Source organism: Cyclobacterium sp. 1_MG-2023 (assembly GCF_030546805.1).
In the GTDB taxonomy this organism is placed as follows: domain Bacteria; phylum Bacteroidota; class Bacteroidia; order Cytophagales; family Cyclobacteriaceae; genus Cyclobacterium.
Window position 1 is genome coordinate 199,014 of sequence record NZ_JAUOPC010000011.1, and the last position, 17,722, is coordinate 216,735.

11 protein-coding genes are annotated in these 17,722 nt (G+C 35.8%); all 11 read left to right on the forward strand.

Annotated features, from left to right (window positions below):
- The first annotated feature begins 474 nt into the window (after positions 1 to 474).
- The 11 genes from Q4534_RS17625 to Q4534_RS17675 all read left to right on the forward strand — a co-directional run bounded on the left by Q4534_RS17625 (position 475) and on the right by Q4534_RS17675 (position 17,270).
- Positions 475 to 1,491, forward strand: coding sequence for a hypothetical protein (locus Q4534_RS17625; RefSeq protein WP_303614470.1), 1,017 nt, complete (start codon positions 475 to 477; stop codon positions 1,489 to 1,491).
- Between the two features lie 11 nt (positions 1,492 to 1,502).
- Complete coding sequence (locus tag Q4534_RS17630; protein ID WP_303614471.1) at positions 1,503 to 3,887, forward strand: T9SS type A sorting domain-containing protein; 2,385 nt, start codon at positions 1,503 to 1,505, stop codon at positions 3,885 to 3,887.
- Between the two features lie 6 nt (positions 3,888 to 3,893).
- On the forward strand, positions 3,894 to 4,307 hold the full coding sequence (locus Q4534_RS17635; RefSeq protein WP_303614472.1) for a hypothetical protein: 414 nt from the start codon (positions 3,894 to 3,896) through the stop codon (positions 4,305 to 4,307).
- A gap of 856 nt (positions 4,308 to 5,163) precedes the next feature.
- Complete coding sequence (locus Q4534_RS17640) at positions 5,164 to 6,555, forward strand: neutral/alkaline non-lysosomal ceramidase N-terminal domain-containing protein (protein ID WP_303614473.1); 1,392 nt, start codon at positions 5,164 to 5,166, stop codon at positions 6,553 to 6,555.
- A 250-nt stretch (positions 6,556 to 6,805) separates the two neighbouring features.
- Positions 6,806 to 7,696, forward strand: a complete 891-nt coding sequence (locus Q4534_RS17645) for an endonuclease/exonuclease/phosphatase family protein (RefSeq protein WP_303614474.1) — start codon at positions 6,806 to 6,808, stop codon at positions 7,694 to 7,696.
- A 297-nt stretch (positions 7,697 to 7,993) separates the two neighbouring features.
- On the forward strand, positions 7,994 to 8,701 hold the full coding sequence (locus Q4534_RS17650) for a DUF1080 domain-containing protein (RefSeq protein ID WP_303614475.1): 708 nt from the start codon (positions 7,994 to 7,996) through the stop codon (positions 8,699 to 8,701).
- A 250-nt stretch (positions 8,702 to 8,951) separates the two neighbouring features.
- Entirely contained in the window at positions 8,952 to 9,581 is a 630-nt protein-coding gene (locus Q4534_RS17655) for an RNA polymerase sigma factor (RefSeq protein ID WP_303614476.1), read from the forward strand.
- 154 nt (positions 9,582 to 9,735) lie between these two features.
- The gene (locus Q4534_RS17660; protein ID WP_303614477.1) at positions 9,736 to 10,845 is read left to right on the forward strand and encodes a FecR family protein; all 1,110 of its coding nucleotides are present in this window, start codon (positions 9,736 to 9,738) and stop codon (positions 10,843 to 10,845) included.
- Positions 10,846 to 11,002: 157 nt separating this feature from the next.
- Positions 11,003 to 14,437, forward strand: a complete 3,435-nt coding sequence (locus Q4534_RS17665) for a TonB-dependent receptor (protein WP_303614478.1) — start codon at positions 11,003 to 11,005, stop codon at positions 14,435 to 14,437.
- Between the two features lie 27 nt (positions 14,438 to 14,464).
- Positions 14,465 to 15,922: a RagB/SusD family nutrient uptake outer membrane protein gene (locus Q4534_RS17670; protein ID WP_303614479.1), complete on the forward strand. Its 1,458-nt coding sequence runs from the start codon at positions 14,465 to 14,467 to the stop codon at positions 15,920 to 15,922.
- A 1-nt stretch (position 15,923) separates the two neighbouring features.
- Entirely contained in the window at positions 15,924 to 17,270 is a 1,347-nt protein-coding gene (locus Q4534_RS17675; RefSeq protein WP_303614480.1) for a Gfo/Idh/MocA family oxidoreductase, read from the forward strand.
- Positions 17,271 to 17,722 lie beyond the last annotated feature (452 nt).

The following is a 17,722-nucleotide window of genomic DNA, read 5'->3' on the forward strand; positions in this document are numbered from 1 at the left end:
AGCGCTTGTTATCCTTCATTTTTTTAAGCTTCAAATCTTTTAATAGTTAAATACCCACTTACTTGTTGCTTTACTTATTGAATTATTTATAATAAATAGGTCATTGAGATGTAATAGAAATAGATATTTAATTGAATATGTTTATAATCATTTTTGGAGAGGTTAAGGATGATTTTATTTATTTCATTGATGAATGAATCAATACTAATTCAACCTTAATTGTTTATTTTAATCTGTTTAATAATTGTATGTTAAAAAAAAGATTGGAATGATTTTTTTATATATTTCTTTGGTGATTGATATTAATATTTAAATAAAGTGTGGTATAATTCAATATGATTGTTTAGGTGAGGAAATCATTATAAAGATATTTGTTGTAATATTTAATAAATTATTTTTTGTAAATATCAATTAATTAAACTAGGTTTATGAATGTATTAAATTGTATTTCAAATACCATTAAACCCTCTTCCTATGAAACGAATTGTTCTTTTGCTGATTTTGTTGGTCGGTTTCACCTCCTTTTCTTATTCAAAAATAATCCGTGTCAATAATTTGGAAGAATCCATTCCGGAAGAGAATCTATATTCAAGTTTGGAAGATGCATATAAAAATTCAGTTTCAGGAGATACATTATATATTGAAGGATCCAATATTCCCTATGGAGATTTGAACATTGAAAAGAGACTAACCTTAATAGGTCAAGGATATTTTACGAATGAAAATTTAGGGATCTCTTCAAACAAATTTGAAACTATAGTTGGAAGGATAACTTTATCAAATGGATCTTCGGGATCAAAAATTTATGGTTTAAAATTTAATCAAAATGGAATATCTGGTGTTACTATTTACGTAGGCAATGTAGAATTAGCAAATTGCTTTTTTCGAGGCACAATAAGATTATCTGAGAATAATCTTGAGAACATCGTAATAAATAGAAATTATTTTAGTACAAATGGCGGATTTCAAATTAGTTCAATAATTAGCCCGCCGCAAAATTTAATTTTATCCAATAATATTGTAATTGGTAATTTTTATTTGAAAGATCAGAGTTCAGGAACCATTACAAATAATGTGTTTAAGGGAAGTAGTTTTTCCGTGGGAGAAAATTCCAACCTCCAAATCCATAACAATATATTTTTAGGCACCAAAGCTTCCGATTATGAGATGCCCGAAGAAGGTAGTAATATCAGTCATAATATTTCTGTAGCTACTCCATTTAGCGATGGTAATAATAACCAAATCAATGTAGTAGAAGGAGATGTTTTTATTACAGGAGACCATTCCTCTGATGGTAAATTCAAAATAAGAGAAGGAGGGCCGGCTGATGGGAAGGGGAAAGATGGAATTGATATTGGACCATTTGGGGGCCCCAAGCCCTACAAATTATCCGGACTTCCGGATATTCCAACCATTTATGATTTTAGTACTTCAGGTTTTGGAAATGCTGATGGCAAGTTGCCGATTACCATAAAGGTAAGCGCCAACTAAAATATAGAATCATGAAGCTCCGCATCTATTTTACGCTTATTTGCAGTTGGTTGGTTGTATTTAGCATTCATTCCCAACAGGTCAGTCAGGGAGAGTACTTTTTCAATGACTATGTTGATTTTGGTAAGGGAAAAAATTTCACCTTAAATCAAGGAGAAGCCAGTCTGGAAATTGATATTTCTGAACTTCCTGATGGACCCAATGTGCTTTTTTCCAGAGTGAAGAGTAACCAAGGCATTTGGTCTCAGCTAACATATTCGGTCTTTTATAAACATGTAACTCCTGTTGTGAAGGAGATTGTGGCTTTGGAATATTTTATTGATGTCTATAAAGATTTTGGTAAAGGGACAATAATCAATCTGAATTCAGGGGAGGAGGAATATCTTTTAGATGTTGGAAGCTTGAATTCGGGTTTACATGTGCTTTTTGTAAGGGCGAAGGATAATTATGGAAATTGGACTCCAGTTAAGAAAAGTGCGTTTTATATTGTTAATAATGAGATCGTAAATATTGTAGCCTTAAAATACCAATTTATTGGTGAGGAATTTAAAAGTGAGACGTATGTTTTTGATGATTTTGAGCCTTCACCTGAGGTTCAGCTAGAGTCGAATGAGTTTCTGGCAAATGCTTCCGGATTGGAAGAAGGTAAAAACTATAAAATTTTGGTTACTGCGATCAATGACAAAGGACAAAGTAGCATGCTGTATACAGGCGACTTTGTTTTTGAGAAAGGAATCGAGCTAACCCTTAGCGAGGTAAAAACTACCGATGTGTCATGCTTCGAAGGTGATGATGGTTCTGTATCTGTTACAGCATCCACACAAAATGGAGATTTGGAATACAGTATAGATGGTGAAAATTTCCAATCTGAGAATTTATTTGAAAACCTAGTGGCAGGGGAATACACTTTGTTTATTAGAAGTACGGAAAATATATCCAATGTACTGGAAGAGACCTTTTCTATCGGTTCACCGGATGTCTTGTCTGCAAATATTGATATTCTTTCACAACCCTCATGTACGGACTTAGGAGATGGAAGCTTTACAGTTGTGGCATCAGGTGGTACTTCTCCTTTAATGTACAAGTTATCAACCCAAAATGATTATCAGAACGGTAAAGATTTCTCAGATCTTTTACCTGGTAAATACACCGTCAATATCAGAGATGCAAATGGCTGTGAAATGAGTACTGATGTAACATTAGTGGCTCAGTCCGAAAAACCGGAGATACCTGTCATTGTTCAAACGAGCACATCTGAGGGGCTATTTCTGAACTCCAGCAGTGAAGAAAAAAACCAGTGGATAAAAGATGGAATAGAAATTCCGGGAGCTACAGCGAAAACACTAAAAATTGTAGAAGCTGGTTCTTATCAAGTGAGGGTTGGCGAAGCCGGCTCATGTAGTTCTATTTCTGAAAGCTTCCAAGCAAACCCTATCCAAATTAATAATATTGAAACGCAGCCGGTGAGTTGCTATGGAGGAAATGATGGAGAAGTGGAGGTGGAAGTATTATTTGAAGGAGGTGAATTAGAGTATAGTATAGAAAATGAGGAATTTGTTAGTGAAAGTTTATTTATTGGACTCGTTGCAGGGGATTATTCAATTTCTGTAAGGGCAACATCCGATCCGGATTATGTGGTCAGCCAATCTTTTACAATTGGTTCTCCAACCGAACTGTCAGCTAATATCAAAGAGATCGTTCAACCGGTATGTGCCGGAGATGATACTGGAATGGTTAGGCTGGAAGTAACAGGTGGCACAGCTCCTTATCTTTACAAACTTTCCACTCAACAGGATTATCAGGAGGCAGCTCTATTTGAAAACTTGAGTGCAGGGGAATACTCCATAGCTATAAAGGACGCCAATGGTTGTGAAGTTTCACTTGGGGGCATTACGATTATACAAGGTAACCAACCTGAAACACCTACCATTACCATAGATGGAACAGACGAAATATCTTCTCAATTATTTCTTCAATCAAGTAGTAATGAAAATAACCAATGGCTTAAAAATGGAGAAAAGATAGAAGGAGCAACTGGACCAACATTAGAGATTTCAGAACCTGGAACATATGAAGTGATGCTTACCGGAGCCTCGGGATGCACGTCCATTTCGGAAAGTATCGTTATTACATCTTCTCCGGAGATTCGAAACACCAATATCCAATTTTACCCTAATCCGATTCAGAATATCGGTCAGCTTGATTTTGGAAAACCGACTCAATTAGACCGAATTACAATCTTTAGCACAAGTGGTGTGATAAACAAAACAATCTCCAATCCGGTCGGTCCTTCAAGTATTTATTTTATTGATTTTAGTCATTTACCGAGTGGTGTTTATATTGTTCAATTGGAAGGCTTGGGATTATTTGAAAGGGTAAGAATATTTAAAAAATAAGTATTTATGAAGATGTATAGAAATTTGTTATTCCCTTTTTTAATGTTTTTCATTCTAATTCTAGTTGTATCTTGCACTGAAAAAAAGGAGGAGACGGAACCTCCGAAAAAAGAACCGACGAGAGAAGAATTATTAGTGAAAAACTGGGACGTTGTTTCTGTTACCTCTAATAACCTTGCCATTGAGCATTCAGGTTTTACTATAGCATTCAAATCTGATGGGAATATTAATTTTAATACACCTGGAATTTCAGGATTACCCCAGTCAGGAACATGGGCTTTTAGTAGTGATAATGTAATATCACTTAATGGAACAATTGATATTTATGTGGGCGAATTAAAAGCCAATAAGTTTGTTTTCACCTATAATAGTACTAGTCATAAGGATACAAACGTAGAAACTGAGTTTACGATGGAATAATATTTTGATTCTATTTTGGAAAAAACAAATTATCTAATTATTGATTTGAAATAAAAATATTCACTATGTTTTAGTAGTAAACACTAAATATGGGTTTTACTAGTTCTGTTGTATCTAGTGTAGATGAACATAGTGAAAGAAATAAGATCATTGGCGAATAAGTAATTATTGACCATTATATTTAAATGATTTTTTTTAAAAACAATATAATGGGTAATCAATAATTTTTTCTGGAGCTGCTGATTACCCATTTGCCTATTGATTCTATTTCTTTTAACTACAATCGAAAGGGGATAAGTTTTTTTTAACTTCCTTCTAATAGGCCAGCTTCAATTGAAGTGGTGGGAAAAGTTATTTGTTTTTATTTCACTGAAAAAGTGATCATGTTATCTATAAGCGTATCCAAAAGGCTATTGTTTTATAGTTAGGTAAATTCGTTTTTGGAAAAACCGGATAATAAATTGAAAATACTATAGAGTAAATTTATACATTTTTTGGATCTACTAATTAATTAATAATTATTAGGGATAACCTTTCCCCTTATTTTTGCTGATATTTTTAAAAATATCTTGTCAATAATTAAATTATATTACTTTATGTTTTATCTTGAAATGCTTTCTTCATTGAAGGAAAGCATTTGTATATAATATTTAGAAATGCTTCCCATAAAAATGGTATGTTAATTTATTTGGTGATGAAGAGATTTGTTTCTTTTGTTCTGAAATTCAGAGGTTTAACTGTTGGTTGCAACTGCCGGGGGGCTATTAGAATAAACTTTTTAAGGAATAAATGCCTGTGGTTATTGGCCGTGCTAGGACTTCTTACATTCACTATAAAGGCACAATCCCTTAATTATTTGGGATCAGAAAACCGGATGAAGGTAGGCGCAACATCATTGAATATTACCCCACCCATAGGTAGTGTGATGGGCAATTCTTATGGAATCAATATTTCTGAAGGCATTCATGATGATCTTTTTGCTAAAGTATTGGTATTTGATGTGAGTGGAGTTAAGGGAGCATTTCTAGCATTGGACCTGATTAGTTTGCCGTATGGGATGGTTTTACAAGTCAGAGAATTGATAGCCCAGGAAACAGACATTCCTGTTGGCAATGTCATCCTTACAGCTACCCACTGTCATGCAGGACCACAGATGAATCCAAGGTTTCTGAAAGTCGTTGGTGGTGAAGCGGAAATTAAGAGTTTGGAGTATATCAAACAACTCCCCCAAAAATTGTTAAAAGCTATAAAAATCGCAGAGGATTCGTTGCAACCTGTTCAAGTTTCTTTTGGGACATTTTATGAGGACAAAGTCAATTTCAATCGCAGATTTTTGATGAAGGATGGAAGTTTTAGGACAAATCCAGGGCGTTTAAATCCAGGTATTGATAGGGCCATGGGTCCTGTAGACCCAATTGGGTCTGTGCTGCTTTTTGAGTCAATGGATAAAAGACCCTTGGCTGTTTTGGTAAATTTTGCCCTTCATCCTGCTATTGTTGGAGGAAATCAATTTTCTGCGGATTTTCCCGGCATTGTCTCTCAACAATTAGAAAAGGTTTATGGTGAGGAATTGGTAACTGTATACACCAATGGGAATTCCGGAAATATCAACCATATTGATGTGAAAAATGAATCTCAGTTAGGTCAATATGAAGAATCTGCACGCATTGGAAGGGTATTAGCAGAAGATGTACTTAAAGCCATAGGTTCCTTAAAACCTCTAGAAATCAATTCCCTTAAGGTTGGTAAAATGGAGGTAACTTTGCCAATACCTAATTTTACCCATGAAGAACTTGTTTGGGCAGAGGAGATAATCGGACAGTTTGGAAAAACAAATCCACCCAAGTTTTCTGATGTGGTAGAGGCCTGGAGAATTCTCGATTTAAAAGAAGGGAATTATAAAGATAGTATCAGGTCACAATTTACTACGACGGTTCCATTGACAAAGGATAGAAAAGGCATTGTCAGTGAAGTCCAAGTCATGGGTTTCGGCTCTGAACTTGCTTTGGTAGGCTTTCCAGGAGATGCCTTTGTAGAACTTAGTATGGCTATAAAGCTCAAATCACCTTTTACACATACCATCATCTGTGAACAATCCGGAAATGGTAACCTCAGTTACATTCCTGACAGAAAAGCTTTTTCTGAAGGGGGATATGAGGTTCAAAGTGCACGTTTTTTGCCTGGGGGAGGAGAGCTTTTGGTGGAAGGTGTGCAAAAACTCATGATTGAACTTTTCTATGATTATTGATGCATATGGGTTGTTTTTTTATGCGATGATTTTAAATAATACGCACTTCATATTGAATTAATATTATATCCTTAATTTTAAAATTCGAATTGCTCAATAGGAGTTGAGGTTTCTGTTTTTGAAGTTATTCCATTACTTTGTGTAGGTTCTGTTTAGTAAGTCGATATTAAATACCTAAATTAAAGAAATTACCCCTCATAAATTACATCTATTTTGCTGATGAAATTTTGAATTTACCTTATTAATATCTATGAAAAATCTTTTGAAAAACTTTTTGTTCCTTTTACCGCTTGTATTTGTGTTGTCATGCAGTCCAAAGGACCTATCAATACAAATTGTATCTTTCAATATTCGCTATGATAACCCTGATGATGGAAATAATAGGTGGCAGCATCGAATTCCTATTGTGAAATCTTACCTGACTTCAGAAATGCCCGATATTATAGGGATGCAAGAAGTTCTTCACAATCAGATACTTGATCTCCAAGAAATGCTTGTTGAATATGACTATGTTGGTACAGGAAGGAATGATAATAAAACATCCGGAGAATATGCGCCTATATTTTACAATAAGAATAAATTTAACCTAGTCGATCATTCCCAGTTTTGGTTATCAGAAACGCCGGATATTCCAGGGAGTAAAAGTTGGGATGCATCCCTAACAAGAATAGTGACCTGGGCGCAACTTGAGGACAAATCATCGGGCAAAAATCTTTATGTTTTCAATACTCATTTTGACCATAGAGGAGTAGAAGCCCGAATGAATAGTGCAAAATTAATGGCAAAGAAAATTTTGGAAATAGCGGGAGATGCTCCAGTTCTTGCTACCGGGGATTTTAATATTAGAAAAGATCATCCGAGTCTGGGCAATGCCTTGTACGAAAACTTAATAAAAAGCTTTAAAGAAATCAGTTCCTTAGAGAACACTGCCCATATTTCTAAATCTCCTGTCGCTTCAACAGGGTTAACCAGTACCGGTTTCAGGCCTGATTGGGAAAGTAGGGAAGGTTATGCCATTGACTATGTTTTTGTAAACAATTATTTTGAGGTTGAGGAACACCGTGTTGATAAAATTGTAGAAGGGGAACTATTTATTTCTGACCATTGGCCAATAGTTGCTAAAGTTAAATTAATCAAATGACAAAAATTACCGGGTATTAAATCCGAGATTGAATACTTTACGAAATAAGCGAATGTAGCTAATTAAAGTAAATAGGATAATTTTTAATAATTCTGACTAAATACTACATGGGTTCATCAAAATAATTGGGGTCATGTAGTGTTGGTTTTTTTATGTATATTCCAATTATTAATTGGAAAGGAATTGAAGGGTAAAGGCTACTCATATCTTTGAAGTTGATTGAGAAATCTCTCCATTGTAAAGAGAGGGGTAAATTAATTCCCATTTCGCTAAATTGGCTAATAAAAGATTATTGGTATGAAGGTATTTTCAAGGCACTTATTTGTTTCAATGGCAATTGTTCTATTTGCTATAAGTGCTTGTACACAAGGTGAAAAAAAGGTGGAACTGTCATTATTTAATGGGGATGACCTTCAAAATTGGAATTCTTCTGACATGAGTTATTGGTCGGTTGCAGATGGATCAATAATTGGAGGGGAAGGTAAAGATTCAATAGTCAATAACCAATTCCTTTGGCACCAAGAAAAAGTAAGGGATTTCTATTTGAAAGTGTTGGTAAAAGTGGTCCCTAATACCGCCAATGCAGGTATTCAGTTTCGCTCACAAAAGATAGGTGAAGAAGCCTTGGGCTATCAAGCCGATATAGGTGAAGGAGTTTGGGGGAGGTTGTACCACGAAAGTGGAAGAGAAAAATTGCATTGGGAGGGAAAAGGAGAAGCAGCAGTTAAAAAGAATGAATGGAATACCTATGAAATTTTGGCTATTGGCCATAATATCTGGACAGCCATTAATGGCACCCTCTCAGTGGCCTATCAAGATACCGATGGAGAATTAGAAGGTTTTATAGCTTTACAAGTACATGCCGGGCCTGCACAAATTGTTGCGTACAAACCTGTGAAATTAATCCATAATCCGGAACTGATGTTAGGGAAATATAGTGAATCCGAATTGATGGAAGCCTTGGTTGAAGCAAATGATAAGCCCTATATGGGGGAGGAGCACTAGGTGTGAGTGTTTTTCAACAAAACAATTTTTTTTATATTAAATTCAACAAGGAGTAGCATAATAAATGAAATGAATTTGATTTCACTAGTCTAGCCGAACAGATCGGATTTAACCAAGTAAAATTTATCTGATAGATCTTCAATTAAAAGATATTTTGGGGATGCATTGACTTTTCGTGAAATTTAGAGAAGGAAAATCGTCAAAAGACAATGCTTTTATTTTTAATTAGGTGAATAATACCTAATTTGGGATGAATAAACCCATAATATCCAAAATGTACGAGGAAAAATTATATAGAACTTCCGTTCAGGAAGTTGATGATACTGAATATTGGCAACAAATTAAAAAAGGTGAAAGAGTAGGCTTAGAAGCCTTGTATCTTAAATATACCCAAGAACTTTTTAGATTGGGAATGTCGATTAAAGGGAATCGAAGTTTGGTGAAAGATTGTATTCAGGAGGTTTTTTTTAATATTTGGGAATACCGTAATACGGTCAAAAATACCGATAATGTCAAACTTTACCTTTTCAAGTGTTTAAGTAATATTATCCACAAGGAAGTCGGCAAGGATAAAAAACGGTATGGTTTTTTAGATTTTGAACTGGAGGAGCATTTATTTAGCGAAACTGATTCTGACCTTGATAGTTATCATCCAAATGACCAAGATAGAACGGACTTAATGAAGTCCATTGGGACACTTTCTTCCCGCCAAAGGGAGGTGATCCATCTTTTATATTATGAGAATCATTCCTATGAAGACACTTCGCTTATCATGGGTATTAATGTTCAGTCAGTTTATACATTAGCTTGGAAGGCCATCGCCAATTTAAAGAAAAGTTTGAACTTGGTTGCAATGATTTGGTTATTCTCTTTCATGTAATCTGTTGTTTTTTTTATACTATTCAGGTAAATAATTTAGTAAATTCATATTTATACGCTGAAATATTTTAATATAATGTAAAATTTAAATTTTTTCTCCTGAAGATGGATAGATTTTTTGAAGCCCGGACTTATGTGGGTGAATTTTATCATAAATGGAGATTTCTAATTACACCATAGAGGATTTTGTATTGGACCCATCTTTTAAGAAATGGGTGATGCATCCCAATGCAGAATCAAACCTGTTTTGGGAAAGTTTGCTGTCAAAGAACCCATTGAAATACAAAGAAGCAAAAAGGGCCCGAGAGATAATTTTACAATTAAATACCAAAAACCAACCTCAGCTCTCTGATTCTGAGTTTTCAGGTATGTGGAAGGATTTGGATAATCGCTTGTCCAACCATAACCGACATCATCAATTCGGTGATGATGAAAAAATTATTCCAATCCATTCAATTAGTACATTGGAAAAAGCGGTAAATCGCCCCTCGTCCCGACTAAATATCTTCAATTATTTTAATTTAAGGGTTGCTTGTGTTTTGATTTTAGCCATAGCTTTTGGTGCTTTCTCCAGTTGGTTTTTTAAAGATTTGCCAATTCCTGAAAATAAAGCTCCTTTGATGGTTTTCGAAGAACACACAACTGTTCCGGGGGTAAAATCTCACCTTACATTAAGTGATGGTTCTCAAGTAATTCTGAATTCAGGAAGTGAATTGAAATACCTGAAGAATTTTGAAAAGGACAGAAGAGCTATCTTTTTAAAAGGAGAAGCATTTTTCAGTGTGACCAAAGATGCCTCAAGACCTTTTATTGTGCATGCGCTGGAAACTACTACCACCGCCTTGGGAACAAGTTTCAATGTGAGTGCATATAATGGGGAAAGCATCGATGTTTCACTTTTGACTGGAAAAGTAGCAGTAAATAAAGAAGATTCAACGGAGAAGCCAGTCACTTTGCTACCAGGGGAAGCTGTGAAAATTGATAAGGGAAAAGATCAATTGGTTAAAGCAAAATTCAATAAGGAATTAGTGATTGGATGGACAAAAAAACGTATTGTTTTTGAAAAAACCCCATTATTAGAAGCTATAAGAGTGCTTGAAAACTGGTATGGCGTAAATATTACCTTAAAGAATCAACCTAGTCATCAAATATTATTGTCTGGAAAGTTTCAGGATGAAACTTTAGAAAATGTATTGGAGGGATTGAGGTTTTCTACCAGGTTTGAATATAAAATAAAAAAAGAAAATGTTACAATCATATTTTAAGGTAAAAAATTGTCTATGAAATAAACCCAAATAATAAAAACCCAAGGATGCGTCAACATCCTCAGGCTGTATTTCTCCGGAAATTCTTACCAGGAATTTACCGGAATGTTCATCTAAAACCATTCTCCATAGTTTCAAAAACAAACAAAGTAAAGATATGAAAAATCTTGTACTCTTATATGTCATACGCATGACTAAATTATTTACATACGCTTTTCTGGTACAGCTCCTTTCTATGAGTTTTCTATTTGCCTGGAACGGTAATGCTCAGGTAAAGGACATTGAGGAAGTAATGATCACGCTATCCTTTGATAATACCAAAATTGAAAAAGCATTTTACTCTATTGAGAAAATGACCGGTTTCAATTTTGTCCATACGGATATGGAATTAAAAGACGTTCCGCGGGTTAATACTTTCGATAAGGACACCCAAAGTGTCTATTCCCTGCTTTCAATCATTGGTCAGCAAACAGGCTTGTATTTTAAACAGGTGAATCAAAATATCCATGTTCGAAAAGCTGATAATTTGGGGCAAGAGATTTTACAGAAACCTAACAATTTGAGGGACGATATTGAGGTTTCAGGAATAGTAACGGATGCAAGTGGTGCTCCAATACCCGGAGCCACCGTTTCTGTACCAGGGTCAGCCATAGGTACTGCAACAGATTTGGATGGGAAATATGTGTTGGAAGTACCGGAAGGTTCTGTCTTGGTTTTTTCATTTATAGGCTTCGAATCACAAAGAATTGAGGTTAGCAACCAAAGCGTTATTGATGTTGTACTGAATGAGGATTTGGCTTCCTTGGAGGAAGTAGTGGTAGTAGGTTATGGTACCCAACAGAAAAGTCACCTGACAGGATCTGTGGGTTCATTGGAGATTGATCAAGAACTAAGTAGCAGGCCCATGGTAGAATTTGGTCAAGCCCTTTATGGGAAAATTGCTGGAGTGCAGGTAATCAATAGCAGTGGCCGTCCAGGTGGTTCAAGTACTATTCAAATTAGGGGCATCAACTCTATTTCTGCCAATAGTTCACCATTAATTGTGATAGATGGAATTCCACTTCCCAATTATGACTTGAATTTGATTAATCCTTCGGATATAGAGTCTATCGAAATCCTAAAGGATGCGGCTTCAGCAGCCATTTATGGCTCAAGGGGCGCTAATGGAGTGGTTTTAGTAACTACAAAAAGTGGGAAGTCTGGTAAAGGGAAGGTAAGTATCAATTACTCTTATGGATTACAAGAGAAAATTGATAAAATTAAAGTTATGAATTCTGCTGAATATGCTCAAGCTTCTATTGATGCAGCTCAGAATGGATGGCTTGAATCAGGAGGTGATCCAAACGCACCTAATACAGTGGAAGCAAGAGGTCATTACAAATATACATGGCCAGAAGATTTCAATAATCCTGAAAATTTGCCCAATACGGATTGGCAAGATTTGATCTTTCGCGTGGCACCCATGCAAAGAGTTGATGTTAATGTTTCCGGAGGAAACGAAAATACAAATTATCTAATTTCAGGAGGGTATGTAAATCAAGAAGGTATAGTAATTAATTCTGATTATAAAAAATACTCGTTAAACTTAAAGGTTTCTTCTAAAGTTACAGATTGGGCAGAAGTAGGGGGCATGTTGAATGTTGTTTATGATCATGAGAATGAACCATACAATAGGATTGTGGAATGGGCAGTTCAATATCCTCAAGTTTTCCCGGTATATGGAAATAATGGTTATTTGGGTGAACCTTCTACAACAAGTGGCTATGAAAATTATGGTGCCATACTCTTTAGAGCCGTAAACGGCCACCCACTATATAGAATAAATGACGATATCCAGCATAAAAACTTTAACAGTCTTGGAAATATCTATGCCAACTTTAGCCTGCTTGAAGGACTAAAGTTTAGGTCTTCCTTAAACTATTTATACAGGAGAGGGGATGATACCAATTACCAAGCTGTAGATCATAATATGGGGCCTAATTACATCACAGAAGGAGCGATGACGGTCAACCAAAATAATCGCATAAATTACAATTGGCAAAATCTTTTGACATATGAAAAGGCTTTTGATGGACATGAATTCTCATTCATGCTTGGGAATGAATATTTCAAGGATAATTATTATTTATCAAGTGCACAAAGGAGAGGTTACAATAATGACCTAGTACCTTACCTCAGCGGAGGCCAAAACATCTTTCAAGCCAGTGATAATGCAACGGAAAGAGTTTTGATTTCCTATTTTTCAAGAGTAACCTACAATTATAAAGGGAAATATTTAGCATCTGCAAGTTATAGGAGAGATGGATCTTCCCGTTTTGGTCCAAATAAAAAGTGGGGTTCGTTTCCTAGTTTGTCTTTGGGCTGGATAATGTCGGATGAAATTTTTATGAATAGCATCGAGCCTGTGAGTCATTTTAAATGGAGAGCGAGCTATGGTTTTACCGGGAACGATCAGTTTGCTGATTATCGATGGATAGGTTCCATGGCACAAGGGCGTATGGCATTGGGTAATAGTCTAGGGGCTTCTTACTTCCCTTCAGATTTCAGCAATCCGGATCTTGAATGGGAAAGGACCCGACAACTGAATATGGGAGTGGATTTGGGACTTTTTGAGGGTAGGCTCTCTTTAGTAGCCGACTATTATATTTCCAAATCTGATGGTCTATTACTGGATGTACCTGTTCCTTCAGTAACAGGTTTCACAAATGTGTTTAGGAATATCGGAAAGCTAGAAAACAAAGGGTTAGAATTAAATATTAATTCTCATAACCTAACAGGTGAGTTTTCTTGGACCACTCAATTGAATTTTTCCAGAAACCGAAATAAGGTGGTAGAACTTGGTGAGGACGATGCTCCTATGATTTATAATGCAGGTTTTGGAATGCAATCAATCAATAAGGTTGGTTATCCGGTTTATAACTTTTATGGTTATCAATATGATGGGGTCTACATGACCCAGGAAGAAGCGGATTCTGATCCGGCAAGGTATGAATCTGCCATGGCGGGGGATGGAAAATATGCTGATGTCAATGGAGACGATGTTCTCAATTCTGATGATAGAACCATCATAGGAAATTACGCACCTGATTTTACTTGGGGAATTACAAATAACTTTAGTTATAAGGGGTTTGACCTTAGTTTTTTGTTTCAGGGAGTCCAGGGAAGTGAAGTCTTTGATAACAATATTCACCGATCTATGCAATATCATGAGGGTAGGAACTATTATCACGAGATGGTGGATAGATGGCGGTCGGAAGAAGATCCAGGGGATGGTTATCATTACAAGTTGACGGTGGATCTTGATGGCTTAGAAAGAACTGCTTCTAGCTATTGGATAGTGGATGGGTCTTATTTGAGATTAAAAAGTCTCACCTTCGGCTATACATTCCAGCCTAAATTATTAGAAAGGATGAAGTTGAGTTCTTTAAGGATTTACTTCAATGGAATGAATATGTTGACGGTCAAACAAAGCCCAATATTCGATCCGGAGAATTTCAATGGTGGCGCTGCTGAAGCCCAAAGAAGAGGTGTGGCTCACTCTCCCTACCCAACTGCCAAAATTTACACGTTGGGAGTAAATGTTGGCTTTTAATTTATTATTACCAAATCCTTAGAAATCATGAAGAATAATATTATATACATCCTTTCATTTCTTGTTTTGGGTTCTTATTCCTGTAGTGAGGATCAATTGGACCTTTATCCAAAGACACAGATAACTGAAGGTAATTTTTATCAAAATGAAGATCAATTAATTTTAGCTGTTAATGATATTTACAGGCAATTGGGTAGAATATACAATGCTCAAGGGATAGCAGACTTGTATGGAGAACTTCGTTCAGACAATACTTATATCGAATTTACTGGTGGATCAACTACATTTTCTGAAGAGATAACAGATTATTATATCAGGACCAACAATGGTCTTATTGAAAATGCATGGGAAACTTGTTACAATGCCATATTTATTTGCAACAATGCTATTTACCAATTAGATAATGCTGATGTTGCATTTACTGATCCGGACTTAAAGGATAGGCTCAAAGCAGAAGCTACCTTGGTTCGTTCATTGATATTCTTTAATATGGTAAGGGTTTGGGGAGATATTCCTTTACCCTTAAAACCACTTAAACCGGAAGAGGGATATGATTACCTTAGGGAAAATAAAGAAGTAGTTTATCAGCAGATAATCAGTGATTTACAATATGCTAAAAATAATCTGCCAGAAAGTTATTCCGGCAATGATGTAGGTAGGGTTACCAAATATGGAGCTTCGGCAGTCCTTGCCAAAATTTACCTTACCATAGGTGAAAACCAAAATGCAAGCATTGAACTAAAAGAAATTATTGATAGCAATAGATTTTCCTTAGATGCAAATGGTGATGGAAATATCAACGTTGATGATTATGAGTTCTTATTTCTGCCTGACACGAAAAATTCAAAATCATCTTTGTTGGAAGTCCAATATCTTGGTGGGGAAAATTCAGTTAACAGCAATCATCAATCTCAATACACTCCTTTCCATTGGGCTTTTCACCTGCCAGGAATGAATGAAACCTTTAGAGGTAATGGGATGAATACGCCTACCCAAAATTTGGCTGACGAATTTGAGGCCAATGATGTGGTAAGAAAAAATACATCTATATATCCAGGATACCTTAATTTAGATACTGATCAGTTTATTGAATATCCTTTTACCATGAAATTTTATGATCCTAATTGGAGGTATCCGGGTCAAAATTTTGAAATTATTAGGTACGCAGATATTTTATTAATGTATTCAGAAGTTACTGATGACCCAACATATTTAAATATGGTTCGAGCTAGGGTAGGTTTACCAGGGTTTGGACAACCGGGATATCCAGCCGAGTACAGCACACTTACATTAGCCTTAGAGCATGAGAGAAGAGTGGAATTGTGTTTTGAATTCCACAGGTTTTTTGACTTAGTTAGAACAGGACGAGCTGTGGAAGTTATGAAAGCTAATGGGGTTGAAATCACCCAAGACAAATTGTTGTTCCCAATACCTTTGAGGGCAATTGATGTAAACAATCAAATAACCCAAAACCCTGGGTATTGAAATGGCCAACCATCAAATAGATACCGGAACAAATAGAAGAAAATTTCTTCTTAATAGTGTGGTGGCAGCATCAGGTTTTTCAATAGTTCCTAGATTCGTTTTGGGAGGTCAAGGGTATATTCCTCCAAGTGATTTACTTAATATAGGTTGTGTAGGTGTTGGGGGTAAAGGTTTAGTAGATTTAAAAGGTGTAAGTACTGAAAATGTCATAGCATTATGTGACGTGGATGACCATAGGGCCTCTGTTTCATATAAAGCACATCCCAAGGCTAATAAATATAAAGATTTCAGGGTGATGCTGGATAGAGAAAAGGACTTGGATGCAATTACGATTTCAACTCCGGATCACATGCATGCCATGATAACCATGGAAGCAATGAAAAGGGGAATAAACGTTTATACTCAAAAACCTATAACTAGAACCATTGGTGAAGCAAGAAAAATAAGAGAATTTGCTAAACAGGAAGGAATAATCAGCCAAATGGGAAATCAGGGACATGCAAATGAAGGCCCAAGAATATTGAATGAATTAATATGGACCGGGGCAATTGGTAAGGTTCATGAAGTTCATTGTTGGACTGATAGGCCTGTTTGGCCTCAAGGTATGGAGAAACGGCCGGATGGCAGAAAAAGTATACCTAATTCTCTAGATTGGAATCTTTGGTTAGGCGTTGCAGAATACCGCCCGTATGATGAGGCATATGTACCCTTTAATTGGAGAGGCTGGTGGGATTTTGGTGCCGGTGCTTTAGGTGATATGGGATGTCATATAATGGATTATCCTTTTTGGGCTTTAAAATTAAGCCACCCATTGGATATTGAAGCTTATTCTACTCCGGTGATGGAGGAATCAGCCCCCATTGCATCTAAAATTACCTACAGGTTCATATCTGGTTTAGATTCTTCAGAAGTTAAAATAAATTGGTACGATGGTGGCATTAAACCTACCATACCCAAAGGCTTGGTTAGTGATAAGGAATTATGGCAAAAAGGTTCAGGGGTTATTTTTGTTGGTGAATCTGGACTTCTTGTGTATGGACATCACAGACCAAAACCTTTTCTCATCATCAACGGAAAAGAGGAGAGGTATGAAAAGCCAAGAGAAATGATTAGCAGGTCTATAGGGCATTATAAGGAATGGATTTCTGAGTGCAAGGGAGAAAATCATCGTGCCATGTCCAATTTTGAATATGCTGGACCATTAACGGAAACAGTACTTCTAGGAAATGTTGCACTACGTGCCGGTAAAGGGAAATTGGAATGGGATCCAGTAGAGATGAAAGTTACAAACCACCCTGAGGCAAACCTTTTAATAAATTCAACTTATAGAGAAGGCTGGGAATTTTAAAACACTTAGAAGATAATAGGTTAACCTATCTTTCAGGACCTAAAAACTTTGTTTCAATTACTCCTAAATTTATTATTTAATTGATAGATGTAGATTGTGATGTATTAGGGTATAAGTCGAAAAAAAGTGAACGGTGATAATGTATTCGACCTAAATCCTATTAGTAATTTTTATTAAGAGTCGAGGAAGAGAAAATTTTCTCTTCCTCGACTCATTTTTAATGATAAATGCGTTGAATTAATTGATAATTATTAAATTTTAATTTTTGGTTGATTTGTATTATTTTAAAATTCTATGGTAACCTAAATTGTGATTTTGTATTTAAACAATTAAATACCCAACTCCGCCCAGCTGTAGGTTAATATCATTTCCGAAGTTTTTTACTCCCCCTCTCATGTTATGGAGAGAAAGATAGATTTGAAGGGCTAAAGGGAAGGCGTTATTGACTGATT

Bases quoted from the DNA above. Each gene is read 5' to 3' on its own strand.
- Q4534_RS17630 (WP_303614471.1), top strand. From the start codon at position 1,503: ATGAAGCTCCGCATCTATTTTACGCTTATTTGCAGTTGGTTGGTTGTA.
- Q4534_RS17645 (WP_303614474.1), top strand. From the start codon at position 6,806: ATGAAAAATCTTTTGAAAAACTTTTTGTTCCTTTTACCGCTTGTATTT.
- Q4534_RS17670 (WP_303614479.1), top strand. From the start codon at position 14,465: ATGAAGAATAATATTATATACATCCTTTCATTTCTTGTTTTGGGTTCT.
- Q4534_RS17660 (WP_303614477.1), top strand. From the start codon at position 9,736: ATGGAGATTTCTAATTACACCATAGAGGATTTTGTATTGGACCCATCT.
- Q4534_RS17675 (WP_303614480.1), top strand. From the start codon at position 15,924: ATGGCCAACCATCAAATAGATACCGGAACAAATAGAAGAAAATTTCTT.
- Q4534_RS17655 (WP_303614476.1), top strand. From the start codon at position 8,952: ATGAATAAACCCATAATATCCAAAATGTACGAGGAAAAATTATATAGA.
- Q4534_RS17625 (WP_303614470.1), top strand. From the start codon at position 475: ATGAAACGAATTGTTCTTTTGCTGATTTTGTTGGTCGGTTTCACCTCC.
- Q4534_RS17650 (WP_303614475.1), top strand. From the start codon at position 7,994: ATGAAGGTATTTTCAAGGCACTTATTTGTTTCAATGGCAATTGTTCTA.
- Q4534_RS17665 (WP_303614478.1), top strand. From the start codon at position 11,003: ATGAAAAATCTTGTACTCTTATATGTCATACGCATGACTAAATTATTT.
- Q4534_RS17635 (WP_303614472.1), top strand. From the start codon at position 3,894: ATGAAGATGTATAGAAATTTGTTATTCCCTTTTTTAATGTTTTTCATT.